Annotated in this window: 25 protein-coding genes, 1 other RNA gene and 1 riboswitch; of the genes, 15 read left to right on the top strand and 11 right to left on the bottom strand. The window is 39.2% G+C overall.

All coding sequences use genetic code 11. The annotated features are described in order from the left end of the window. The first annotated feature begins 14 nt into the window (after nucleotides 1–14). A complete protein-coding gene (gene gltD / locus ACI48O_RS04900; RefSeq protein ID WP_435560613.1) occupies nucleotides 15–1499 on the top strand; it encodes a glutamate synthase small subunit in 1485 nt (494 codons plus the stop codon). A gap of 319 nt (nucleotides 1500–1818) precedes the next feature. Here the strand turns inward: gltD and ACI48O_RS04905 are convergent, their stop codons facing one another. Continuing rightward, complete coding sequence (locus tag ACI48O_RS04905) at nucleotides 1819–2832, bottom strand: DUF3231 family protein (protein ID WP_435560614.1); 1014 nt, start codon at nucleotides 2830–2832, stop codon at nucleotides 1819–1821. Nucleotides 2833–3029: 197 nt separating this feature from the next. Between ACI48O_RS04905 and lepB the strand changes: the two genes are divergently transcribed. Continuing rightward, nucleotides 3030–3572 (top strand): signal peptidase I, encoded by a 543-nt coding sequence (gene lepB, locus ACI48O_RS04910; RefSeq protein WP_435560615.1) that lies wholly within the window; start codon nucleotides 3030–3032, stop codon nucleotides 3570–3572. Nucleotides 3573–3875: 303 nt separating this feature from the next. On the opposite strand, the gene ACI48O_RS04915 is transcribed toward lepB, so the two are convergent. From ACI48O_RS04915 to ACI48O_RS04925, 3 genes are all read right to left on the bottom strand, one after another. Next, nucleotides 3876–4457 (bottom strand): C40 family peptidase, encoded by a 582-nt coding sequence (locus tag ACI48O_RS04915; protein WP_435560616.1) that lies wholly within the window; start codon nucleotides 4455–4457, stop codon nucleotides 3876–3878. Between the two features lie 181 nt (nucleotides 4458–4638). Then, nucleotides 4639–5265: a 2,3,4,5-tetrahydropyridine-2,6-dicarboxylate N-acetyltransferase gene (gene dapD / locus ACI48O_RS04920; RefSeq protein ID WP_435560617.1), complete on the bottom strand. Its 627-nt coding sequence runs from the start codon at nucleotides 5263–5265 to the stop codon at nucleotides 4639–4641. Nucleotides 5266–5378: 113 nt separating this feature from the next. Next, nucleotides 5379–6392 carry an LLM class flavin-dependent oxidoreductase gene (locus tag ACI48O_RS04925; RefSeq protein ID WP_435560618.1) on the bottom strand — a complete coding sequence of 338 codons (1014 nt, stop codon included), beginning with the start codon at nucleotides 6390–6392 and terminating at the stop codon, nucleotides 5379–5381. A gap of 201 nt (nucleotides 6393–6593) precedes the next feature. Here ACI48O_RS04925 and ssrS point away from each other — a divergent pair. Continuing rightward, a non-coding RNA gene (gene ssrS, locus ACI48O_RS04930) (6S RNA) lies at nucleotides 6594–6791 on the top strand. 146 nt (nucleotides 6792–6937) lie between these two features. Here the strand turns inward: ssrS and ACI48O_RS04935 are convergent. Continuing rightward, entirely contained in the window at nucleotides 6938–7279 is a 342-nt protein-coding gene (locus tag ACI48O_RS04935; protein ID WP_435560619.1) for a helix-turn-helix domain-containing protein, read from the bottom strand. Nucleotides 7280–7461: 182 nt separating this feature from the next. Between ACI48O_RS04935 and ACI48O_RS04940 the strand changes: the two genes are divergently transcribed. From ACI48O_RS04940 to ACI48O_RS04950, 3 genes are all read left to right on the top strand, one after another. After that, nucleotides 7462–8472 carry an asparaginase gene (locus ACI48O_RS04940; protein ID WP_435560620.1) on the top strand — a complete coding sequence of 337 codons (1011 nt, stop codon included), beginning with the start codon at nucleotides 7462–7464 and terminating at the stop codon, nucleotides 8470–8472. A gap of 16 nt (nucleotides 8473–8488) precedes the next feature. Next, the gene (locus tag ACI48O_RS04945; RefSeq protein WP_435560621.1) at nucleotides 8489–9328 is read left to right on the top strand and encodes a YitT family protein; all 840 of its coding nucleotides are present in this window, start codon (nucleotides 8489–8491) and stop codon (nucleotides 9326–9328) included. A gap of 112 nt (nucleotides 9329–9440) precedes the next feature. Further along, nucleotides 9441–10526 (top strand): nitric oxide synthase oxygenase, encoded by a 1086-nt coding sequence (locus tag ACI48O_RS04950; RefSeq protein ID WP_435560622.1) that lies wholly within the window; start codon nucleotides 9441–9443, stop codon nucleotides 10524–10526. Between the two features lie 236 nt (nucleotides 10527–10762). Here the strand turns inward: ACI48O_RS04950 and ACI48O_RS04955 are convergent, their stop codons facing one another. Beyond that, a complete protein-coding gene (locus tag ACI48O_RS04955) occupies nucleotides 10763–11866 on the bottom strand; it encodes a GerAB/ArcD/ProY family transporter (RefSeq protein ID WP_435560623.1) in 1104 nt (367 codons plus the stop codon). Nucleotides 11867–12058: 192 nt separating this feature from the next. Between ACI48O_RS04955 and ACI48O_RS04960 the strand changes: the two genes are divergently transcribed. The 5 genes from ACI48O_RS04960 (at nucleotide 12059) to ACI48O_RS04980 (ending at nucleotide 17564) form a co-directional block, all read left to right on the top strand. Further along, nucleotides 12059–12295 (top strand): hypothetical protein, encoded by a 237-nt coding sequence (locus tag ACI48O_RS04960; protein ID WP_435560624.1) that lies wholly within the window; start codon nucleotides 12059–12061, stop codon nucleotides 12293–12295. Nucleotides 12296–12721: 426 nt separating this feature from the next. Then, on the top strand, nucleotides 12722–13366 hold the full coding sequence (locus tag ACI48O_RS04965) for an acetate uptake transporter (protein ID WP_435560625.1): 645 nt from the start codon (nucleotides 12722–12724) through the stop codon (nucleotides 13364–13366). A 208-nt stretch (nucleotides 13367–13574) separates the two neighbouring features. Then, nucleotides 13575–14441: a gamma-glutamylcyclotransferase family protein gene (locus tag ACI48O_RS04970; protein ID WP_435560626.1), complete on the top strand. Its 867-nt coding sequence runs from the start codon at nucleotides 13575–13577 to the stop codon at nucleotides 14439–14441. An 85-nt stretch (nucleotides 14442–14526) separates the two neighbouring features. Beyond that, a riboswitch (TPP riboswitch) is annotated at nucleotides 14527–14640 on the top strand. A gap of 305 nt (nucleotides 14641–14945) precedes the next feature. Then, nucleotides 14946–16727: a phosphomethylpyrimidine synthase ThiC gene (gene thiC, locus ACI48O_RS04975; protein WP_435560627.1), complete on the top strand. Its 1782-nt coding sequence runs from the start codon at nucleotides 14946–14948 to the stop codon at nucleotides 16725–16727. Nucleotides 16728–16784: 57 nt separating this feature from the next. After that, nucleotides 16785–17564, top strand: a complete 780-nt coding sequence (locus tag ACI48O_RS04980) for a nucleotidyltransferase domain-containing protein (RefSeq protein WP_435560628.1) — start codon at nucleotides 16785–16787, stop codon at nucleotides 17562–17564. A 44-nt stretch (nucleotides 17565–17608) separates the two neighbouring features. On the opposite strand, the gene ACI48O_RS04985 is transcribed toward ACI48O_RS04980, so the two are convergent. From ACI48O_RS04985 to mciZ, 5 genes are all read right to left on the bottom strand, one after another. After that, entirely contained in the window at nucleotides 17609–17761 is a 153-nt protein-coding gene (locus ACI48O_RS04985; protein WP_435560629.1) for a hypothetical protein, read from the bottom strand. 666 nt (nucleotides 17762–18427) lie between these two features. Further along, on the bottom strand, nucleotides 18428–19387 hold the full coding sequence (locus ACI48O_RS04990) for an IS3 family transposase (RefSeq protein ID WP_435560738.1): 960 nt from the start codon (nucleotides 19385–19387) through the stop codon (nucleotides 18428–18430). Further along, on the bottom strand, nucleotides 19375–19683 hold the full coding sequence (locus ACI48O_RS04995) for a transposase (protein ID WP_435560630.1): 309 nt from the start codon (nucleotides 19681–19683) through the stop codon (nucleotides 19375–19377). Before ACI48O_RS04995 ends, ACI48O_RS04990 begins: the two co-directional genes overlap by 13 nt. A gap of 262 nt (nucleotides 19684–19945) precedes the next feature. Then, nucleotides 19946–20875, bottom strand: coding sequence for an aldo/keto reductase (locus ACI48O_RS05000; protein ID WP_435560631.1), 930 nt, complete (start codon nucleotides 20873–20875; stop codon nucleotides 19946–19948). 86 nt (nucleotides 20876–20961) lie between these two features. Then, complete coding sequence (gene mciZ / locus ACI48O_RS05005; protein WP_435560632.1) at nucleotides 20962–21090, bottom strand: Z-ring formation inhibitor MciZ; 129 nt, start codon at nucleotides 21088–21090, stop codon at nucleotides 20962–20964. Nucleotides 21091–21169: 79 nt separating this feature from the next. Between mciZ and ACI48O_RS05010 the strand changes: the two genes are divergently transcribed. The 4 genes from ACI48O_RS05010 (at nucleotide 21170) to fur (ending at nucleotide 24418) form a co-directional block, all read left to right on the top strand. Beyond that, entirely contained in the window at nucleotides 21170–21721 is a 552-nt protein-coding gene (locus tag ACI48O_RS05010; RefSeq protein WP_435560633.1) for an NUDIX hydrolase, read from the top strand. Beyond that, on the top strand, nucleotides 21721–22884 hold the full coding sequence (locus ACI48O_RS05015) for an endonuclease Q family protein (RefSeq protein WP_435560634.1): 1164 nt from the start codon (nucleotides 21721–21723) through the stop codon (nucleotides 22882–22884). Before ACI48O_RS05010 ends, ACI48O_RS05015 begins: the two co-directional genes overlap by 1 nt. A gap of 318 nt (nucleotides 22885–23202) precedes the next feature. Continuing rightward, the gene (spoIIM, locus tag ACI48O_RS05020; RefSeq protein WP_435560635.1) at nucleotides 23203–23844 is read left to right on the top strand and encodes a stage II sporulation protein M; all 642 of its coding nucleotides are present in this window, start codon (nucleotides 23203–23205) and stop codon (nucleotides 23842–23844) included. Nucleotides 23845–23962: 118 nt separating this feature from the next. After that, on the top strand, nucleotides 23963–24418 hold the full coding sequence (gene fur / locus ACI48O_RS05025; protein ID WP_435560636.1) for a ferric iron uptake transcriptional regulator: 456 nt from the start codon (nucleotides 23963–23965) through the stop codon (nucleotides 24416–24418). Nucleotides 24419–24421: the final 3 nt, after the last annotated feature.

Consider the following 24421-nt stretch of genomic DNA (forward strand, 5'->3'; position numbering starts at 1 on the left):
AAGGAGAGCGGAATATGGGTAAAGCAACTGGATTCATGGAATATAAGCGGGAAGAGGCGAAGGAACGCCATCCCGAAACTCGGTTAAATGACTGGAAAGAATATTCTTCTCCTTTCTCTGATGATGTATTGAAAAGACAAGGTGCCCGCTGTATGGATTGCGGGACTCCTTTCTGTCATATGGGAATGGAATTAAATGGGTTAACCTCAGGCTGCCCGATTCACAATTTAATTCCGGAATGGAATGATTTAGTTTTTCACGGAAGATGGCAAGAAGCATTAGATCGACTGTTAAAAACAAATAACTTTCCTGAATTCACCGGGCGGGTTTGTCCGGCACCTTGTGAGGGTTCCTGTACAGTAACCCTTACAAATGATCCCGCAGTAGCAATTAAAAATATTGAACGCGCTATTATTGATAAGGGTTTTGAAGAAGGTTGGGTAAAACCAAGAATTCCAGCCGGCCGTACTGGAAAAAAAGTGGCTGTAATTGGTTCAGGACCAGCTGGCTTAGCCGCAGCTGATCAACTTAACCAAGCTGGTCATTCTGTAACCGTTTTTGAACGGGACGATCGTCCAGGCGGATTGCTCATGTACGGAATTCCAAACATGAAGCTTGAAAAAGCTGTTGTAGAGCGCCGTGTGAATTTACTTGCTCAAGAAGGAATCGAGTTTGTAACCAATACCGAAGTCGGCAAGGACATTACGGCTGCAGAACTGCAGGCGCAGTTTGACTCTGTAATTATTGCGACCGGTGCCCAGAAGCAGCGTGACCTAGTCTTGGAAGGTCGCCAGGCAACGGGAATCCACTTTGCGATGGACTATTTAACGCAAACGACTAAGAGTTTGCTAGATTCTAATTTTGCAGACGGTAAATTCATTGATGCTAAAGGTAAGGATGTTATCGTTATCGGCGGTGGAGATACTGGTGCAGACTGTATGGCTACTGCGCTTCGTCAAGAATGTAATAGTGTTGTACAGTTTGGAAAACATCCAAAGCTTCCAGGCTCTCGTGACGCTGACAATATGTGGCCTGAACAGCCACAAGTATTTACGATCGATTACGCTCATAAGGAAGCTGAAGCTGTATTTGGCGGAGATCCTCGTCAATACTGCATTCAAACGAAGAAAATCGTTTCCGATGAAGCGGGTCACGTTAAGGAGCTTCACACTATTCAAATGGAAAAGATTAAGGACGAGAACGGCAATGTTGTCTTTAATGAGATTCATGGAACTGAAAAGGTGTGGCCAGCACAATTAGTTTTAGTTGCGATTGGATTTGAGGGTCCTGAACAAGAACTGCTCACCCAATTTGAACTAGAAACAGAAAACCGCAAAGTGAAAGCGGAATATGGTAAATTCACCACAAATGTTGAAGGTGTATTTGCCGCAGGGGATGTACGGAGAGGACAAAGCTTAATCGTATGGGCAATTAACGAAGGCCGTGAAGTGGCTCGCGAGGTTGACCGTTATTTGATGGGCAGCTCAAATTTACCTTAAAATGTGTTGGCTGTTGAGCCGACTTACGGACTTATTTATTAGTGGATGGGTGTAAACAAAAGGGGATTTTTATAGATAAATGAAGGGCCTTGGGGGAGGCCCTTCATTTTTGTATTTTATAAATTAGAATAAGTATAATGTACGGATAGGAAGCTGAAATCCACGGATAGGAAGCTGAAATCCACGGATAGGAAGCGAAAATCCACGGATAGAAAGCGGAAATCGACGGATAGAGAGCTGAAATCCATGGATAGAGAGCTGAAATCATCGATGGGAGACCGAAACCCACAGATAAAGAGCCCAAAACAGCTCATAAACCTTAAAACTTTTCATTTGCCAGCCGGTCTCTGTTCTCAGCTAAAGGTGGTTGTTCCATCCAACCGTTTTTGATTAAAAGCTGAATACCGTCTTCTGCATATAGACCAATTTCAGCAATAAGAGCTGTGTAAGTCAATACTAAGTCGCGTCTTTGCGAAACAGATAAAGCTGCACTATAAAATCCTATTGCTGCAGATATGATTTGAACAATATGAAATAACATTAGTTTATCTGAAAAGGGTGGGATTGTGGAGTTGGTTACTTCAGACACCCATGAAGGTGGCGAGATTAGGTCCTCGTTAGTTAATATCGTACTAAGGGTACCAACCTGTCTTTTACAAATATTTTTTCCTCTATTAAAATACTCTTGCAGTTCTTTTGTTTGACAGACCTGTGCAAAACCTAGTTCTAACACTACTTTTGCAATGGTCTTTTGTATGTTATAGCAAATTCCACTTATTTCCACTGCGTTTAATGGCCGTTTTTTTCCAAACCAGCCGGTTAAATAACTTTGATTATGAACAAAATCAATTTGGCTTGGTGGATTAATTTTTGGGGGCCTACTGTATATCCCCTTTTGGAGCATTAACGTTACCGTTCTTTCAAATAACTCCATCGCTTGCTTATTACAGTGGATAAAGTAGGACATTTGATCAGCACGAATAGAGGTACTTACCGCACCAGCATAGCCGGTCATGCCGAGTAATGTCATTACATATATGTACACTAACATAAACGTATCTGTAAATAAGGGAGGGGCAGTAAGGTTAACATCTTTGCTTGTAAAACCCTCCGGAATGGGGTAATTTTCGTGTCTTAGAAAATCTTTAATTTTAATAATTTGAGATTCAGCGATATTTAGGGCAAAAATCAAGATTTCTTTAATGTCTTTGTCCTGTGCTACTTCGATAGAATGCTTAAGTACACAGATAGACATAGTGTCCGACATATATTGAGACCATAGATTTGCTATTTCCCCTGAAGAAAGCCGATTATTATGATCTATATTTTCCACTAAGAAACCTCCATTGGTACATAATCTAATTTTATTTTTTCTCATCTAAATAATATGGTTATTATTAGAAATAAGCTGGATGTTTATTCGAAAAGATTCCATTGTATTTCAAATTTAAAAGGTTGTGGAATGTTACAATAAAGATAGTTTCGGGATTTAAAATTCTGACCCCGTTTCCTTACTTTGGAGGAATGATCATGAGTGAAAAAATTATGAATGAAATAATAGCATGGGTAAAATTAATTGCCATTGCGTTTCTAATTGCTTTTCTTTTTCGACAATTCTTATTTACACCTACAACTGTGTTTGGCGAATCAATGTCGCCGACGTTTCAAGAAAAAGATCGAGTAATCATTAGCAAAACAGCGGATATTCAACGATTTGATGTGATTGTTTTTGATGCGCCAGATGCGGATGAATATTATATTAAGAGGGTAATTGGTCTTCCAGGAGATCATATTAAAATGGAAGATGATGTACTTTATATTAATGGAAAAGCAGTTAATGAACCTTACTTAAAAGAACGAAAAAAATCTCCGTTCATTAGGTTTACGGGTAACTTTTCATTAAAGGAACTTACAGGTGTCTCTAAAGTACCTAAGGACTCAATATTTGTCATGGGGGATAATCGATTACACAGTAAAGATAGCAGATATTTTGGGTTTGTTTCAATCGATTCCGTTATTGGGGAAGTTAAATTTCAATTTTTTCCAATTGATGATATAGGAATAACAAAATGATACGAACAGAAAAAAGGTGAGCATAACTAAACTGCTCACCTTTTTCTACAAGAGAGGATATTGTGAATATTCTGCGCTTATCCTAATGAAGGCACTCTTAACAACGATTGTAAACTGGTAGTAACCTTGCTGATTAAGAATGATACTTTAATGCTCATTAACATCATCATTGAAATTAAGCTAAAAAGAATATTCAAAGCTATCCCTCCAAATTGAAGTTTAGTGTTAAAAATAACACTATGATTAGTGTTAATCTCCGGGAGGAATTTATACAACGATAAAGAGGTACCATTTTTAAACATTTTATAAAACTCGAGAACCCCATAGGAAGGTTCGATAAGACCATGATTCATACACAGAATAAATTTGAACATCCTTAGTAGGATTTAAGTTACTAATATAATATCCATTTCCCATGTAGATCCCTACATGAGTGACCCTTCCGTTTGTTCCAAAGAACATTAAATCACCTTTTCTAAGCTGCTGGAAGGTTAGCGGAGTTCCGACCTTTGATTGCTGAACGCTTGTCCGGGGCAGGGAAATTCCATAACGCTTGTAAATGAATTGGGTCCAAGAGCTGCAATCAGAAATCCAAGGCGCCTTTGCCGGATCGGCACCATAAACATACTGGGTTTTCCCTTGGGTACTGACGGCATAGTCAATAATTAGCTCTGCTTTTTCATATCCTGTATTAACGTGTTGTCCTGGGATTAAATTACTGGGATCTTTAATTTGCGGGTTCAATTTTAGAATTTGTGAAAAAGTAATTCCATGACGCTTAGCGATTGTGTACATCGTATCACCTGGCTTTACCGTGTAAGCAAGCGAGCTTAATGGCATTGCCAAACTAAGTGCCAAAGTGAACAATAAGATGATTTTTTTCATATCCTACCTCGTTTCCACTTTTTTAGTGTCGTTTTCAATAGCCTTTTTATTTTTATCAAAAACGAACTCTCTAAAAGAGGAAATATTTTCAGTTTTCCTTATGAAATCGGTAGATAGATAAAAAGATGACAATCTATACTGACGGTCATCTTTTAAAGAAAAGCTTTCTTGAAAGGGATGGTTATGCTCCCTCGAAAACCTCACCAGCTTCGACATCCTTGTTAACGACTGCACCTGCTCGAATCACAGCTGCTTTTCCAATTTTGACTCCTTCCATAATAACAGCGTTTGGGCCAATAACGACGCCATCTTCAATAACAACAGGTGCTGCATCAGGAGAGGAAATAACCCCTTTAATAACTACTCCGGCACCAATATGGCATTGCTTTCCGATTCTTGCACCCCCGCCAATAACTGCGTTCATATCAATCATTGTTTTTTCACCAATCTCTGCACCTATATTAATACAGGCTCCCATCATCACAACAGCATCATCCTTGATTATAACCCCTTCACGAATGATTGCGCCCGGTTCGATCCGTGCATTTAGATTTTTCGTGTCTAATAAATCAATTAACGAATTTCGTCGGTCCGTTTCGATAAAATAGTCTTCAATTAACTCAGAATGCTGTTCTAAAACTTGTTTGATTTCTTCCCAATTACCAAAAACAATTCCACCATCACCAAGTTTGATGACTTTGCTGCCTTCTCCAAAATGTATTTCGGCAATCTTGCCCTGAATATAGGCTTTTGCAGTGGTTTTCTTTTTAGCATTTTGTAACAGGTTTAAGATACTTGAATTGTCCATCGCCTTAACTCCAATCGCAAATAAATAGGTTAGTTTTATTAAAACATGAAAAAGGGAGCCAGCATACGAAAACTATTCGATAATTTAGCTCCACAATAGGGAAGTTCAAAATGTTAAATTGCACATTCAGCGACAATTTCATAGGAACGAAGTCGCGCTTGATGGTCATAAATTTGTGAGTTTATCATGAGTTCATTTGCGTGTGTTTGATCTAAAAACGCTTGAAGTTTAGTCCGAATCGTTTCAGGGCCACCGATGATGGATGTGGCAAGTCTCTCATCAAGTAAGGATTTTTCAAACTCAGTTGTTAGTCCATCCATGTTTTCTACTGGGGACTGAAGCTTGCCTGGATTGTTCCGGATAAGATTTAAAAATTGCAGTTGCATGGAGCTTGCAAGATAGTTTGCTTTTTCATCTGAATCGGCGGCGATTATATTGACTCCAACCATGGCATAAGGAGCGGCTAGTACTTCTGAAGGCTGAAAGTTGTTCCGGTACAACTCTAACGCAGGTACAGTATACTCTGGTGAAAAATGGCTCGCAAATGCAAACGGCAAACCAAGCTGGGCGGCAAGTCTTGCGCTATAGCCACTTGAGCCAAGCAACCATATAGGAATATTCAATCCTTCACCAGGAATCGCATGAACGTCCATCTTCGCTTGGGCAAGTGACGGGTTCAAGTAAGTACGCAGTTCCGCCAATTGCTGAGGAAAATCATCATACCGAAGATCACGTCTTAATGCTTGTGCCGTGATTTGATCCGTACCGGGTGCGCGGCCAAGTCCAAGATCGATTCGGCCAGGGAATAGTGATTCAAGTGTTCCAAATTGTTCAGCAATCACAAGTGAAGCGTGATTAGGGAGCATAATTCCACCTGAACCAACTCGAATTGTGGATGTACCAGCCGCAACATGCCCAATCACAACAGCAGTTGCAGAACTGGCAATGCCAGGCATATTATGGTGTTCGGCAAGCCAATATCTTTTATATCCTAATTTTTCAACATGACGTGCCAAATCTAATGTATTTCTCAGTGCATCACGAGCCGTTTTGCCCTCAATAATTGGGGAGAGATCCAGCACTGATAATGGTAAAGAACGTTTTAAATTGAATGAGTTAGTTGCCATAAAAGTCAGCTTCTTCCTTAGATAAATTATTTAATAAAACTAAATTTATTTTACCCACTAATGAAAAGGGATCAAAATAGTATGCTCAAAAAGGGATTTTGGAAGAATGTGAGCGCCGGTGCAATAGCGGGAGTTGTAATAATTTTACTAACATACCAATGGATTCAATTGACTAACAAGGAAGTATCGAGTAAGATAACAATATAGCTACGTTGTTCGTAACGATAATAAAGTTTTAACCTTTATACTTGGTTAGGGAGTTTTACATCGATGCCTAACCGACAAGCCTCTGTCTAAATGACATGGAGGACATGCGGATTTAGGTTTCTGCGAACACCCACTTTGAGGAGTGGTGGTTTAAAACTTTCTTAATAAAGTTACGGCAATGGTGGCTTTTTATTTTTCTTTTCTACATAAAAATAAACCAGATTCCTTTTTGGGATCTGGTTTTTCTGTGTTTAAGCGATTTTCTTTATCTCATGGCGATTCAGGGCACTAAACAGACCGAGATAAGTGCCCCATTTAAATGAAATCGAAAATAAGTCCTATTCAAGCGATTTTTTAACATTTCGTTTTAAGCGAGTAAAAGCAATAAAATCACATATTTCCTCTGGAGTAAGTGCAACATCGTCAAGAAAAAGAACAAAATTATTGGATTTTACCATTTCCGCCAAATCAAGCTTTGAATCCTTATGATCAACTTGATTTAAAATATAGTCAACTGAAGTATCAAATAATTCAGCTATCTGAGTTAAGGCTTTTAATGATGGCTCACGATAGCCGGATTCATAGCCTGCATATGTGCTTTTGGCAATTCCAAGGCGATCAGCCGTTTCTTGTAATGACCAATTCTTGTTTTTTCGAAGCTCTGCTAAACGTTGTAACACTTTTCATCACTACCCCTATGTTTATCTTTTTTGATTATAGCAGAATGTTTTCATATATAAAAGAAAAACGTACGCATTTTGAATACATATCTTGATTGTTATCGGTAAAAAGACGTATAATGAGCTATAAATATTCGCAAGGTGCGTACAAATAAATTTACATCTCTTCTTGGAGGTTAACCATGAAAAAGCTATTATTAATTGCGACCGGAGGTACAATTGCATCAATAGAAGGGGATGAAGGACTAGTTCCTGGGTTATCAGCAGATCAACTGTTGCAATATTTTCAGCACACTGATCAGACCATTGATGTGACCTGTCAGATATTAATGAACAGGGATAGTACAAATATGCAGCCTGAGCATTGGGTGGAAATGGCTGAAGCGATTTCCAAAAATTATCACCAATACGACGGATTTATCATTACACACGGAACGGATACACTTGCTTACACCTCAGCGGCGCTTTCTTATATGCTCCAAGGGTTAAAAAAACCAGTTGTTATTACTGGATCACAGGTACCAATTAGCTTTAAGCAAACCGATGCCAAAAGAAATTTAAACGATGCCGTTCGCTTTGCATGTGAGGAGATTGGCGGGGTTTTTGTCGTATTTGATGGACGTGTCATTATTGGTACGAGAGCAGTGAAAATGCGTACCAAAAGTTACGATGCGTTTGAAAGTATAAATCATCCTTACGTCGCCAATATTTCCGGTAATAAAGTAAGTTACTATTGGAGACCAACACGCTCTGACCAAACGCAAGAGCTTCAGGTTGATACTAGCTTATGTTCAGATGTGTTTTTGTTGAAGCTTTATCCAGGGACGAAACCAGAAATATTTGATTTTATTAAAACGCATTATAAAGGGGTTATCATTGAAAGCTTTGGGAACGGGGGTGTTCCTTTTGAAGATCGGAACCTGTTGCCAAAGATTAAGGAATTGACGGAACAAGGGATAGCGGTGTTAATTTCAACACAGTGTTTAGAAGAGGGGCAGGATCTTTATTTATATGAAGTGGGTCGAAAAGTGGCTCAATATGAGGTTATTTTATCCGGGGATATGAACACAGAAGCCATTGTCGCTAAGCTCATGTGGGCACTTGGCAAATCGACTAATTTGCAGGATGTTAAACAAATTATTGAAACACCTGCTGCGTGGGACCTTTCTACGAATTGGGGTAAAGAAGACTGAAAGAAGGACATCTTGTATGAGAAAGAAATTAATCGGGTTCATCTATCTTAATCTAGGCATCTTGTTAGTAGCCATTAATATCCATTTTTTCTTAGCACCTAACCAATTCGCAGCGGGTGGACTTGGCGGACTTGCCATCGTGCTCCATTACTATATTCCGTTTGTTTCAATCGGTTTATTAATGGCTGTGTTTAATATCTTTCTTTTTTTCGCTGGATTTGCATTTGTTGGATTTCAGTTTGGGGTTAAGACGATCTATTCAAGCTTTGCGTTGTCAGGGATGGTATGGATTCTTGATAAGCTTTTCCCTTTATCTGGCCCATTAAGTGACGACAAACTAATTCAACTAATCATTGGTCTGTTGATAGCGGCACTTGGCCTTGTGATCGTGTTTAACCAAAATGCTTCAACAGGCGGGATGGACCTTATCGGTTTAATCCTTAATAAATATTTCTCAATTGATATTGGTAAAGCTGTACTATTAGCGGATCTTCTCATCGCGATATTATCCGTTTTGGCTTTTGGGTTTGAAAAAGGCCTTTATGCATTATTTGGGATAATCTTTAGAGGATTAGTGGTAGATTATTTGTTTGAGCAGTTTTCAATTGTGAAAGAAGTCGTCATTATCAGTAATCAATGCGATTTAATTACAGGTTTTATTGTGAAACAATTACGGCAAAGTGCAACAGTTCACGAGGCTAAGGGAGCTTACTCAAATGACAAAAAAGAGGTTATCACGATCGTTGTAAAAAGGCAGGAATATAATCAGCTAAAAAGATTCGTACACAGCGTTGATAAAGAGGCTTTTGTTATCGTTCACAAAATGAGTGAAGTGCTTGGTAACGGTTTTCGATAAATGATAGATTCATAACTCTGTTCCTTTGGGGATAGAGTTATTTCTATTTTATTGAATCAAAAAATATATAAGACTAAAATGAATGGGGGGAAAGATAAGGGAGGCTAAAGCAATGGACGTGAAACTTTACAATGAAGCGAAAGATTTTATAACGGTTTGCTACGGAGAGTTGGGTAAAACAAAAGGGGAAATGGATCAAAGACTTGAGGAGATCGAGCAGCAAATCAAAGCAGAAGGATATTATGTCCATACCTTTGAGGAGCTTCAACATGGGTCTAGAATGGCTTGGCGCAATAGCAATCGGTGCATTGGCAGGCTGTTTTGGGAAAGTCTACATATCATTGATAAACGGCATCTTGAAACGGAAGAGGAAATTCGTGATGCGTTATTTGAGCATATTGATTATGCAACGAATGATGGAAAAATTCGTCCAACCATAACCATTTTTAAGCCGAAAATAAATCATGAAGTGCATGTTAGATTGTGGAATCACCAATTAATTCGTTATGCCGGATATGAAACAGAATCCGGTATAGTAGGAGATTCTCATTCTTTAGCGTTTACAAAAATGTGTGAGGAGCTTGGCTGGGAAGGAGAAGGCACTCATTTTGACCTATTACCTCTTGTCATTCAAGTGAAAGATCATAAACCAAAAATGTTTGCTATTCCAAAAGAGAAGGTATTAGAAATTCCCATTCGTCATCCTAACTATGATTGGTTTAAGGATTTAAAATTAAAGTGGTATGGAGTTCCTATTATTGCGCAAATGCGCTTAGAAATAGGCGGAATTCATTATACGGCAGCGCCTTTTAACGGATGGTACATGGAAACGGAAATAGGAGCACGGAATTTTGCGGACGATTATCGATATAATTTGCTCCCGAAAATAGCTTCGTTAATGGGGCTTGAAACAGAGACTAATTCATCGTTATGGAAGGACCGGGCTCTGATTGAATTAAATCAAGCGATAATTTATTCATATAAAGAAGATGGGGTCAGTTTGGTAGACCATCACACCGCAGCACAGCAATTTAAAATGTTCGAAGAAAAAGAGGCAGCATGCGGAAGAAATGTAACCGGAAATTGGGTTTGGCTCATTCCTCCACTCTCTCCGGCCACCACACATATATTTCATAAACCTTTTAAAAACGAAACCATTAAACCAAACTTTTTTTATCAAAACGAATTATTTTTATAATTGGCTGTGTTAAAGAACAGTGTTGATTTTTGTTCACTGTTGATTGGAGCGGAAGGTGCGAGACTCCTGCGGGAGAAGGTGTCACGGGAGACCCCACAGGCGCTATGGCGCCGAGGAGGCTCCCGGACTCCCCCGCGGAAAGGGAGCACCTGGAGCGGAAATCAACAGTCTATTTTAACATAGCCTTATAATTTGAAAGGGCTGATCCCGGAGCGTGTTTACCATGCTTGATTGGATCAGCCCTTATTGTTAGTCTTTATTTTTCGTATTTTTCCCACTGTTAATAACAATACCGGAAGAATAATTCCATAAAGAATCGAATAAGGGAACCATATTGATCCGATCACCGATAGAAAATAAGCGGAATTTGGATAAGCAACAAGAGAAAGAACCATCATCGACAACCCTAAAGGGATTAGGAGAAAGCGATAATCCTTTAGTTTTAAGGTTTGCGCCAAACAAAGCGAAGATGCATAAAAGCAGATGACCAGCTTGAAAAAGATCGTGATAAACCAAACGATTGCCAACATCGCCTCAATTCTTTGTAAAAAATCCCCAATATTAATTTTAGTTGCCAAAAGAAAAGTAGGATAGATCTCAATTGCAGTTATACCTGCACCAAGGACAAGAACGGATAGAAAGGAAATTATAATTAATACAATGCCCCCAATCATATATCCTGAGAAAAAGGCTTTTTTTGTAAATTTTGTCTCTTGTACAAAGGGAATGATCATTAAAAAAACAACAAGTTCCATGCTGGGTGTACCAATGTAAGGAAGAGAACCAAAAATAATCGGCTTTATCCCTCCCTCGAACACGGGCAGCATGTTTTCAAACTTTACTTGAGGGGAAATGAAAATGATTAATAGAAATAGTAAAAATAATACCCACGGAAATAAAAACTCTGACGTTCTTGAAAAGGTTTCTAAGCCTAGATGAACTCCGAAAATAACAATGATTAAAAAAATCGCTTCGATAAATTGGATGGGGGTATCCGCTAATATGTGTGTAACTAAGAAATCACCAATGTTCCGTAGTACAAGTGCAGAAATTAGGAAGAAATAGCTGAAAAAAATTATAGAGACGGATTTGCCAAGCCATTTACCAAGGATTTTTTCACTATATTCAGCCAAGGTCATGTTGGAAAAGGAATTTCCTATTGTGTTGTACAAAAAAACTAAGAGGGTTCCAATTGCCACTCCCAGTATCGCCGCTAACCAAGCATCTTGTTTTGCCCTGCCAGCAAAAGCGGAAGGTAAAAGTAAAATGGAGCTGCCAATTAAATACATTGTCACTAATACAGTGAATTGGTTTTGTGAAATTTTCCCATTCTCTAACATTTTAACCTCTAAGATGAATATGTCATTTTTTTATTATTCATTTATTTTTTGAAAATATTCTTTTAAGTTTGGCGAGAATGAAAGACTGATTCCGAGAGAATAATGAATTTGATTAAGTACTTTAAGAAACTAAGCTTTTATGTCACTTGTTACGAGTATGCACTTTTTTAGATTGGGAAGGGGGATTCCTCTGTGATTACGAGCTTAGGAATCTTAGTAGGTGCAATAATATATGGAGTTTTTCAAATTTGGATTTTATTAAAGAAAAAAATGAAAAAAGAGATTGTGGTGTTTATTGTTTTACTTATCATTGGAACTTTGTTAAATATGACTTTATATTTAGGAATTAAGCTGCCAAATCCACTAGATTGGGTAGTTAAAGTTATAAAACCTATCAGCGATTGGTTGGAAAAAATATTAAAGCCTTGATGATTTTGGAATAAATCTGTTGACAAATTTCTACGAAAAGATATAATTTTATTGAAATATCCAAAAATTCTAAATAAAAAGAATTGCGAAAATTGACAGTTTACGTTTCTCCCTCAGCTATGACATGCTTTTGTTAAACAACAAATCGAAAACGCTTTCTTGTCTAACAAAAACATATCAGTTAAAAAAAATATCCGTAAACCATTCTTTTTTGCTAAATCTCAAAGAGGAGGGTAGAAAAATAGAATAGGATATTGTACTTGAAGGATAAGCCGCATAATCCACATTAGACATGCCTTTATAAACAACGATGGAAAGTCCGTTTTGCTTAATACAAAATCTATTTGCATTTATCCTCAACTTGTTGTTGGCTCCGCTCTAATATTCTAGTATATTTATTTAGTATTTATTTTTTAGGAGGAAGTTATGGAAAACAATTCAACAAACGTAAAAGTTCAGGTTGCAGATCCATCCGCAATTGGGATGTTCGGTCTTGCAATGGTTACACTAATCGCTTCATCACAAAAATTAGGAATTACAGAAGGCCTTTCCTTTGTAATCCCTTGGGCATTTTTCCTAGGCGGTATCGCTCAGTTATTTGCTAGTGTTCAAGATGCAAAGCATAATAATGTTTTTGGACAAACAGCATTCGGTGCTTACGGACTATTCTGGATCGGTGTTGGAACTTCATGGTTAATTCAAATGGGTGTATTTGGAGAAGAATTAGCAGCAAATGTTGATCCTAAGCAACTTGGTTTTGCATTTATCGGATATTTAATTCTAAGCCTTTTCTTAACAGTAGGATCAATGGAAACAAATATGGTTTTATTCTCAATCTTTGTGTTAATCGATTTCTTGTTCATTGGTCTTATCCTTTCAACTTTTGGTGTTGTTCCTGAGTTAGCACATCAGGTTGCAGCTGTTTCTGAGTTATTAATTTCTTTAATTGGGTTTTATGGTGCTGGTGCAAATGTATTAAATAACCACTTTGGCCGTGTGGTATGCCCTGTAGGTAAGCCATTCGGAATTTTCAAACCTCAAGCAAAAATGAAGTTGGTTAAAAACGCTTAATTTTTTATATGAAAACCCCGGTTGTTGGACATGCTTGTCTTTGTCCACACCGGGGTTTTTTTGTGCTCTTTTTTCAATAAAAAAAATTGATGAAAAAGGGAACTTGTCTGCTTTACCGAATAGTATGAATTAGAAGTCAGAGAACACTGCGGAACGGTGTTGGAGGTATGCAATTCATACTTTGAAACAAAGGAGTTGATCCATTTTTATGGATGATACAGTTCTTGTATTTGTGTATGGAACATTAAGAAAGCATGAAGCGAACCACTACTTACTAGAGGGAGCAAAATGCCTAGCAGAACAAAGTTGGACGTATGGGGAGTTATATGACACTGGAGAAGGCTACCCGGCTATGAAATGCTCAGTTAGAAACAAAGTCTATGGCGAATTGTATTCTATGAATGAAGAACAGCTTAGGACCCTTGATCAATTAGAGGATTATGCTGGTCCAGGTAAGGATAATTTGTATGATCGCCACAAGCAAACAGTGTATACAGACATCGGCTCGCACAATGCGTATGTATACACAATAAGCCCTGACCATGAGAATTTGCTTCGTAATAAAATTGATTTAGATGACTGGAAAATCTATCATTCTTTTAAACAAACCCCGACCTTCTTTTACTTCGCCTATGGAAGCTGTATGGATCATGAGAGATTTAATTTGGATCACGTTGCTGATTATTTTCAAAATGTTAGTGGCGTGGGAATACTTGATGGATATCAGCTTCGGTACACAAGGATGGTTAGCGACGGAGGAAGAGCGGATATTGTTGAAGAGGGAGGAGTTGTCGAAGGAATAGTCTATGAAGTTCCAGAGGAAGCTCTTTCATACCTCTATCGCCGAGAAGGCGTAAAATATAAAAGCTACCGCCCAGCGCTGATTGATGTAAAAATAGAGGGTCAGTTAAAGAAAAATGTTCTAACGTTTATCGTCGTAAATAAGGATAAGGAAACAGCTCCGCCACTAGATTATGCGATCGAAATTATCCGTGGTGGAAGTGGCTTTCTCAGTGAGTCTTACATTAATAAGCTTAAAAGACAGCTAAAAGAACAATTTAATCTAATCTTATAAGGAAATTGATAATAGGTTCGAAAAATGGAAATTAAAGGTTTACAAGATGATGACGGTGGTTTATAGTAAATGAGTAAATTCAAAATATTAAAACTAGGGGTGTCCAATAGCTGGGCTGAGAGAGAAACGCGACGATGTTTCTTAACCCTCGGGACCTGATCTGGTTCATACCAGCGTGGGGAAGTTAGAATACTGTAAATTAGTAATGGTTTGTGCAATGGACATTACTTAATTTTCGCTAACATCTGCCGGGTCTTAATCAAGACCTGGTTTTTTCATGCTAAAATATGGATTGGATTTTGTCCTTTTTAAAATGGCTTTGTTAAAGAACAATGTTGATCTTCGCTGCAGGTGCGAGACTCCTGCGGGAGAAGGTGTCACGGGAGACCCCACAGGCGCTACGGCGCCGAGGAGGCTCCCGGACTCCCCCGCTGGGTCGCTGAGCACCTGGAGAGGAAATCAACAGCCAATAACAGAGTCAAAATTAAAAGAGGAGAGGACATAATGATGAACAAGTCGATTACTGATCTAAATCTGTCAATTTTATCTAGTTTTTCAGGAAGTAAAAAGGTTTATGTTGGAGGTTCAAGACCTGATATTCAAGTGCCGATGCGTGAAATTCAGTTGAGTCCAACAATCGGAACGGTCGGGGAGGAGAACAATCCACCTATACGGGTTTATGATACTAGCGGTCCATACACAGATTATGAATACGACACTGACATTCGAAAAGGGTTAACCCCACTGCGACGACACTGGGTTCTTGAACGTGAAGACGTCGAAGAGTATGAAGGACGAGCAATTAAACCTGAGGATAATGGCTACAAACAAGACGCCCCACTTGCAAATATGGAAGTTTTTCCAGGCTTACAAAGGAAACCGCTGCGGGCCAAAACGGGTGAAAACGTCACGCAATTACATTACGCACGACAAGGCGTGATTACACCTGAAATGGAGTATATTGCGATTAGGGAAAATGTCGATCCGGAATTTGTTCGAGAAGAAGTTGCATGGGGCCGGGCGATTATCCCTTCAAATATAAATCACCCTGAAAGTGAGCCGATGATTATTGGTCGTAACTTTCATGTGAAAATTAATGCTAATATTGGTAATTCAAGCGTAAGCTCATCGATTGAAGAAGAGGTAGAAAAAATGAGGTGGGCAACCCGCTGGGGCGCTGATACGCTGATGGATTTATCAACCGGAAAAAATATTCATACAACCCGGGAGTGGATTATTCGCAATTGTCCAGTACCTGTAGGAACAGTACCAATCTACCAAGCTCTTGAAAAAGTAAATGGAATCGCGGAGGATTTAACGTGGGAGGTTTTTCGTGATACGCTAATTGAACAAGCAGAACAAGGGGTTGATTATTTTACCATCCATGCTGGTGTTTTGCTGCGGTATATCCCCTTAACGGTCAAGCGAGTGACAGGGATTGTTTCACGAGGGGGCTCGATTATGGCGCAATGGTGCCTAGCCCACCACAAAGAAAATTTCCTTTATACACATTTTGAGGAAATATGTGAAATTATGAAAAAGTATGATGTAGCTTTTTCGCTTGGGGACGGCTTGCGGCCCGGGTCGATTGCTGATGCGAATGATGAGGCACAATTTGCCGAACTGGAGACGTTGGGGGAACTCACAAAGATTGCCTGGAAGCATGACGTTCAGGTTATGATTGAAGGACCGGGTCATGTGCCGATGCATTTGATTAAAGAAAATGTTGATAAGCAGATGGAGATTTGTGGAGAAGCGCCATTTTATACATTAGGACCGCTTACTACCGATATCGCTCCAGGCTATGACCATATTACTTCGGCAATTGGCGCAGCGATGATCGGCTGGTTTGGAACGGCCATGCTCTGCTATGTAACGCCTAAAGAACATCTCGGTCTACCAAACAAAGAGGATGTTAGAGTAGGCGTCATTACTTATAAAATCGCTGCACATGCTGCTGATCTGGCCAAGGGTCATCCTGGTGCCAGAAAGCGTGATGACGCCCTTTCTAAAGCAAGATTTGAATTCCGCTGGCGTGATCAATTCAATTTGTCCCTTGATCCGGAACGGGCGATGGAGTATCATGATGAAACCTTACCTGCCGAAGGTGCGAAAACAGCACATTTCTGTTCGATGTGTGGTCCGAAATTCTGCAGCATGAGAATTTCTCATGATATTCGAGGAATGGCATTGGAAAAAGAGGGCGAACTTGGTAAGGTTATTGATGAAGGTATGACAGAAAAAGCAAAAGAGTTTAAAGCTGGCGGTGGAGAGATTTATCAATAAAAATTTGACCACTGCAAATTAAAAATACCTTACTGTGATCTTGTAGGTGATGGAACCATGAAACAAAAAATTGTCACAACCATCCAAAATATTGAGCAACAGTTTAACGTAAAAGTTTGTTTTGCAGTTGAGGCGGGAAGCAGGGCATGGGGAATACCCGGGGAAGATAGTGACTATGATGTTCGATTTGTATATGCCCATCCTAAGGAATGGTATTTATCCATTGATGAACAACGAGATGTGATTGAACTTCCAAGTGATGACCGTCTCGATATTAATGGCTGGGAGCTACGTAAAGCGCTCCGCCTTTTAAAAAAAGCAAATCCTCATTTATTAGAGTGGCTCCATTCGGGAACCGTTTATTTCCAAACGGGGTCACTCATCGAAAAACTGAAGGAAATCGAGACAAAAGCTTTTTCGCCTCAATCAGCCATGCATCATTATTTAAATATGGCTAAACGTAATTTTCAGGTCTATATGCAGGGAGAGAAAGTGACGATAAAGAAATATTTTTACGTGCTTCGTCCGATTCTAGCCTGTAAATGGATTGAGATTTACAACACTTTTCCACCTGTGGAATTTCCAGTGTTGGTGGACAAAATGTTAAGTCCTGGTCCACTAAAGCAAGAACTCTTAGCTATAATGGAAAGAAAAAGGGCTGGGCAAGGACTTGAACAGGAACTGAAGTCCTTAGTCATCCATGATTATGTAAAAACAGAAATAGATCGTGTTCAAGACTATGCTAAATCAATGAGTGAGAAGAGAGAGGATATAACCATCCAGTTGAATTCTATTTTTCAGGAAACGATTGATGAAGCATGGGGGGGCTTGGCTTAATCAAATAAAGAGCAGCTGATTAGCTGCTCTTTTTTACAAAAATATTATTTATCAAGCTGTAGATCATTAGCAGGAATAGGGATAATTTTTCCACCAATTTGTACATGAATTGTATCGTTAAAGATGGCTTTTACAAATCCTTTTAAAGTAACGGGTGAATCTACGGAGATTTTCTTAGTTTCTGGTTTTTTAGCCATAATCTTCAACACCTTTCAAAGTTTATAAGATATGAAATTTGGAAAAATTATTTAGCCTTACTGATAGTTTAATTGTACAAAATTTGTGGGACGATTGGCAAAGAAAATGAATTAATTACATTATAATTTTTTATGGGAAGTTTTATGTTAATTTTTTATTTACTTTGAAGAAAAAGCTCCCTGTTTTCAATAAAGATCATGAAAGAAGCTAATGGAACAAAATTCTTCTTGTTATTCAGTTAAGAGGATGCTATATTTATTAAGCGATGAGCTAATTTGCATAAGTCAATGAACATGCCGGAAGGCTAAACGTATGAATGTGGTCATACGGTCCATTGCCGCAAACGCAAAAAAGGCGCCTGTTTTCGTAACAGGCGCCTTTTTCTTTTGAAAAATGATTGATTTCGTGAATTTTGGCTGCGGAAAATTGATTTTTTGAGTGAAAACAAGGTTTTTTATTCAAATTGAGCTTGTTTTTTGAAAATGCTCAGGATTTTAGACAATTATATGCTCATAAAAGAGGCTATATGGCCTTCTAATTGTGGATATGACCTATCTGAAAAATTTTATAGACCAACTTTTGAAATATATCGGGTCAACCCCCTAAGTTTGGACATATACTCATGTTTTCTCACGATTCCTTTGTTTTTAAAAAAACTTTTTTATCTATACAGCGATTGGTTTTTTATGATTTATTAGTCCTGCTTCAAACTGTTTTAAGAACTCTTTAGGAGTACGATCAAACAAACTACCGTGAATCCTCCTTTTGTTGTAAAAATCGATATAATCGTCAACTGTTTTATATGCTTGCTCAAGTGTCCTAAATTCATGTCTTTGGAAGCATTCTCGTTCAAGTACACTATGAAATGACTCTATATAAGCGTTATAATTTGGCGATTTAGGTGGGATTCTCTCATGAATTAGTTGGTCCTTATGGGCTTCGCAAAATTCATAAAATGCTTTACTACAAAACTGTGGACCATTGTCAGTCCGTATAACTAGTTTTGTTAATTCCTCTGAAGGAATTCCTCTTTTTAATAGGGCTTTCTGTAACATTCTTGTGATCGACTTGGTCTTACACTCTGTTCCTTTGTAGATACCTACAATGGTACGATCAAAAACATCTATAGCACTGGCGAGGAAAAAGAATCGACGAGATCCTGCGATATAGCCATACTTAATATCCAGTTGCCAAAGCTGGTTCGGACCGGTTACCATGTGATTTCTAGATATACGCCGAGGGTGTTTATTCTTTTTCTCACGTTGAGGGAGTAATATATCCATTTCCTGACACAAACGATACACTTTCTTTTTATTTATGATTAGCTTATATTTCCGCTGTAAGCAGCGAGTTAATTTTCGGTAACCATATACGGAATCCTCGCCATCAAGTAGCCTATTTATAAAAATCTTAATAGATGAATCAAGAACCCTTTTCCCATCTTTTTTTCTTGAAAACCCTGGAATCGGCCGCCCTCCAGTGTTCTTTTTAGGAGAAGGGGTATGAGATTCTCGATAATAGTAGGTGGATCGACGCACTCCTAAAGCTTTTAGAACTCGAAGGGCTGGAAAGCCCTCATGGATCCACTCATTAGCTAAGTTTATTTGGTCACTTAACCCGGAAATTTTTTTTTTAGTTGCTCACGAAGAAGAGCTACTTCAAGTTCCTTTTCACCTAAGAGCTTCATAGCCTTTTCATACTTGGCTTGTAAATCGTTGGGAGCAGGGGGCTGAGTTAGTGGAAGTATTCCTTCATTAGCCATTTCACGTTCAACTTCATCCCGATACACATTGACCCAACTACCTAATGTGCTTTTAGACATACCTAATTTTCTTGCAATAAACGCTATGTTTCCTGACTCTAAAGCCATACGAACATATTTTTTCTTAACTTCTTCAATCACACTATTTCTCTTACTCATAGTGGACTCCTCCCCTTATGACTAAATTGTACTCCTACTAAATTTAGGTGTCCAAATTAGTAAGGGGGCTAAAAAGATATGGTCCAACTTTCAAAATATATGGGTCAAGATTAAAATAAATGGTACAAGCTTCAAGCGATATGCCCATGTTATTCGCGATATGGCTCACTCGCCCCCATCAATGCCATAAAACGGAAACCCCCTTAAAGTCCGCAGCGCTAAAAACAATCATACGCTAAACAAAATTCATCTATAAAAAAACTTATCGATGCTGATCATATCGATTTGCTTTCGTCAGCGACCGAATCAGCTCAATCTCATCCTCAGTCAGCGGGGAGCTGCAAACAGCAGCCGCATTCTCGCGAAGTTGTTTAACCGAACTGGCACCAGCGACTATCGATGTAACGGCTGGATTGGCTAGGTTAAATTGTATCGCTATTTCCGTAAATGGCCGCCCGGAAGCCGTACTAAGTTTTTCACGAAACAGCGGCAAAAGCTTGGCCAACTCCTCGTAGGAATAATCCAAATAACCATTTTCTCGGACCCGGGTCGATGCTTTATCAAGCAGCTTACTGCTCAGCAAGCCATTCGCAAGCGGTCCTCGTGTCACCACACTAATTCCATTTTCCTGTAGAAGCGGCAAGGCTTCCTCTTCAGGGCGCCGATCGAGAAGGCTATATTGCATCATAACCGAGATAATGTTCGATTTAGAAATATACTCGCGAATGACATTCGGGCGAATCGAAGAAATTCCGTAATATTTAATAAACCCTTCCGCTTTTAATTCTTCAAATGCTTCAATTGTTTCATCAATTGGGTCATCCAAAGTGCCGCCATGAAGCTGGTACAAATCAATATAGTCCGTTCCGAGTCGCTTTAGACTTTGCTTTACTTCTTCTTTTATATAAGCCTTCGATGGATCCCAACTCCAGCCGTCCTTAGAATCCCGCCAGCGGTTACCAACTTTTGTCGCGATAACAACCTGATCCCGGACAGCCTTCAGTGCTTGTCCAACAATACTTTCATTTGTTCCAAAATCATATAAATCAGCCGTGTCAAAATAATTAATGCCAGCCTCTAATGCTGCCTCGATAATTCCGCGAGCCGTTTTTTCCTCTGTCCCAAGTGTCATACAGCCTAAGCCCAGCTTACTGACGAAAAGATCAGAACGGCCTAATTGTCGTTTCTCCAATTGCCTCACTCCATTCCTGTATGCTCTTTTCTATTCTATCGAATGGATGAAGTGTGATACAAATTTATCGTTTTTACGATTAAGGCTTAGCGAGTGATATCCTCTGCCCAATCGATCATCAATTCATAGCGGCGGCGGTATTCGGCAATCTTTCTTTTAATTTCCCATGCTTTTCCTACGAGGACGAAGCCTTTATCATGAACATAGATTTTCATTCGTTTCTCCCCCAAAATTAAAGTATGGTAAAATGTATGAGTCTACCATATCGGAATAGAACAGGAGTGACGGAAAAAAATGAGCCGCCTCGAAGAAAAAACGATTAAAACGGAACATATTTTTACCGGAAAGGTAATCAGTTTGCAGGTTGATGATGTTGAACTGCCGGATGGAAAAACAGCAAAACGGGAAATAGTAAAACATCCCGGAGCCGTTGCTGTGATTGCTGTAACAGCCGATAACAAAATCGTCATGGTCGAGCAATTTCGGAAAGCACTGGAACGAAATCTGGTAGAGATCCCAGCCGGAAAGCTAGAAAAGGGAGAAGACCCGCTTTCTTGCGCAGCAAGAGAGTTGGAAGAAGAGACTGGTTATGTTAGTGAAACGCTAGAATTGGTGAATTCCTTTTATGTTTCCCCGGGATTTGCTGATGAAATTGTTCATGTTTACGAAGCGCGCGGCCTTTCGAAAAAAGAAAATCCTGCTGAACAAGATGAGGATGAGTTCATCAATCTGCTAGAATTATCACTCGAAGAAGCAGAACAATATATCAAACAACAAAAAATCTATGATGCGAAAACCATTTTCGCTGTTCAATACTTAAAGCTGAAAGAGGCACTGAAACGCTAATGAAGCATTATTACGTTGACTTGCATATACATATCGGCAGAACTTTTACCGGAAAAGCAGTAAAAATAACAGCAGCAAAATCTCTGACTTTTTCCAATATAATTGATCATGCTCGAAATGAAAAAGGCTTAAATATGGTTGGAATTATTGATTGCCATTCGCCTGAAGTGATTATCGAAATCGAAAAGCTGATGGAAAAAGGTGAACTAACAGAGCTTCCTGATGGCGGGTTAAGCTATGGAGGTTTGACGGTGATTCCTGGCTCGGAATTGGAAATCTACGACGAGAATTGCCAAGGCCCGATCCATTTGCTTTGCTATTTTCCAACACTTCAGGCGATGAAAGAATTCTCTAGCTGGCTTTCAGGTCATTTGAAAAATATCAACCTTAGTTCACAACGAATCTATGCTAGTGGGAGAGAGCTTCAAATCAAGGTCAAGGAACTGTCCGGAATTTTTATCCCGGCTCATGTATTTACTCCTTTTAAAAGCCTTTATGGTAAGGGAGTGATTCGTTCCCTAACTGAAGTTCTTAATCCAGAGCAAATTGATGGAATTGAATTAGGCTTAAGCTCGGATACGTTAATGGCGGACCAGCTAGGCGAGTTGCATCAATATTCGTTTGTGACAAATTCGGATGCCCATTCTCTTCCGAAAATAGCCCGAGAATACCAGGTCATCGCAATGGAAGAACCTTCATTTGCCGAACTGAAAAAAGCGCTGCATCTTAAAGGCGATCGAAAAATAGTCGCCAACTATGGCTTAGATCCGCTGCTTGGAAAATATCATCAAACGGTATGTGCTACATGCCAAACTCAATACTCAACTGAGGAACCGTGTTGTCCTCAGTGTCAGGATACAAAAACAGTGAAGGGTGTGGCAGACCGGATTTTAGAATTAAAGACGGCCGAGTACTCACCGGAAAATCGCCCGGTTTATGTTCATCAAGTGCCACTTGATTTTATTCCAGGCCTTGGGCCAAAGCTGCTAAGAAAGCTATTGGATCATTTCGGCACGGAAATGGCGATTCTTCATGAAGTTCCGGAGGCAGCCTTAAAGCAGGTGGTTCCGGAAAAAGTAGCTGAACTGATCATCAAGGCTCGCCAAGGGGAGTTAAACCTCTTAGCTGGCGGCGGTGGAAAATACGGAAAAATAGCCGATTAATCACAAAAAACAGTCTACCTTATCTAGGTGGACTGTTTTTGTTCATGGCTGTGTTAAAGAATAATGTTGATGTAATGCTATCTGTTGATTGGAGTGGAAGGTGCGAGACTCCTGCGGGAGAAGGTGTCACGGGAGACCCCGCAGGCGCTATAGCGCCGAGGAGGCTCCCGGACTCCCCCGCGGAAAGGGAGCACCTGGAACGGAAATCAACAGCCAAATATAGCAAAGCCCAAAAAAGAACTCTAGTAATGAAAAAGATCCAGTCATAGAAATAGTAGACAAGCATAGAATGTACTAATTAATTTTAGGAGGAAGACAATGAAGAAGAGATTATACCAGAACGTCGCGGCCAATCATTTTCGTGAATATTCCTCAGTCTATATTTTCGTGATTGTGCTTTTCTTGATGGGAGTTATTTTTGGGGCGGTCGTTGTAAATAGTTTAAGTTTTTCGCAAAAAGAGGATTTGTTCTATTATTTGTCACAATTTTTCGGTCAGCTGACAGATGGGAAAGAAGCGTCGTCAAATGATTTATTCAAACAAAGCCTGCTTCATAATAGTAAATATATAGGGTTAATGTGGCTGTTGGGTATATCGATCATCGGCTTACCGGTCATCCTTATTCTCCTCTTTATTAAAGGAATGGTAGTCGGCTTTACTGTTGGTTTTTTAGTAAATCAAATGGGCTGGGACGGATTTTTCCTTTCATTTGTTTCCATTCTCCCGCAAAACTTTATCATTATTCCGGTCTTTATCATCATGGCAGTGATGACGATTACTTTTTCATTGCAAATGATTCGCAGGCAGTTTATGAAAAAAATCAGCAATCCGTTTATGCCAATGCTGTCGCGCTATTTTTTAACCCTGGCAGCGGCAATGGTTTGCATCTTTATAGCGGCCGCAATAGAAGCGTATCTGTCGCCTTCATTGATGAAGGCAGTGATAAACTCATTGTCTTAAATTAAAATAATTATTATATAAAAATAAATATTTATTCTTATTTAGAATAATTGTTTTTGAAACTGGCTTTCCTTCTGTTATAATGAGAATGGAAATTGGCGAGGGAGGGACTGTCAGTATGGAAAGTAGAATAGAACGAATTAAGAAGCAGCTGCATTCATCCAGCTATAAATTAACACCCCAGCGCGAAGCAACGGTTCGAGTTTTGTTAGAACATGAAGAGGATCATTTAAGTGCCGAAGATGTTTACCTCCTCGTTAAAGAAAAATCGCCTGAGATTGGTCTAGCTACTGTATACCGAACATTGGAATTATTAACCGAGTTGAAAATTGTCGATAAAATAAATTTCGGTGATGGGGTATCCCGATACGATTTGCGTCAAGAGGGAGCCGCCCATTTTCATCACCACTTAGTTTGTATAGAATGCGGATCAGTGGATGAAATCCAGGAGGATCTTCTTGATGATGTTGAGGCGGAAGTTGAGCGGAAATGGAATTTTAAAATCAAAGACCACCGATTAACCTTCCATGGAATTTGTCATCGCTGCCAGGAAAAAGAAACAAGAAAAGATTAAATA

The sequence above is a fragment of the Neobacillus terrisolis genome (genome assembly GCF_051233475.1).
In the GTDB taxonomy this organism is placed as follows: domain Bacteria; phylum Bacillota; class Bacilli; order Bacillales; family Cytobacillaceae; genus Bacillus_BU.